The sequence below is a fragment of the Methylobacterium longum genome (assembly GCF_022179385.1).
GTDB lineage: Bacteria > Pseudomonadota > Alphaproteobacteria > Rhizobiales > Beijerinckiaceae > Methylobacterium > Methylobacterium longum.
In genome coordinates this window covers 1-486 of sequence record NZ_BPQS01000181.1, presented here as the reverse complement: position 1 = coordinate 486, position 486 = coordinate 1, and the positions used below count along the sequence as shown (strand labels likewise).

Here is a 486-nt window from a genome sequence, read left to right as displayed (position 1 = left end):
CGCCGAGTGACGGCGGCAGGGATTGTAGAAGCCATCGATGTAACGGGCCAGCGCGGCGATGGCCTCGGCTCGCGTCTGGAACGCGGTGCGCCAGACCAACTCGCTCTTCAGCGTCTTGAAGAACGTCTCGACTATCGCGTTATCATAACAATTTCCCTTACCGGACATCGAGATCACGATGCCATGTCCTCGTAGTTCCGCCTGATACTCATTCGAACAGTACTGACTGCCGCGGTCGGAATGATGCAATAAACCTGGTCCGGGCTGTCGGACGACAAGGGCACGTCGCAGCGCAGTCAGCGCAAGCTCCTTGTGAAGGCGATCGCCCGCCGCCCAGCCCACGACCCGTCGGGAGTACAGATCGAGGACCACCGCCAGGTACAACCAGCCCTCCCCCGTCCAGATGTAGGAGATGTCGCTCCCCCACTTCCGATCCGGCCCAGCCGCCGTGAAGTCCTGGTCGAGGTGGTTGGGCGCGACTGGAAA

General features: G+C 61.5%; 1 protein-coding gene. It reads right to left on the bottom strand.

Features of this window, described 5'->3' with window-relative positions:
* Positions 1-486 (bottom strand): IS3 family transposase (locus MFF58_RS32000; protein ID WP_238294369.1); only part of this gene is annotated, 486 nt, incomplete at both ends.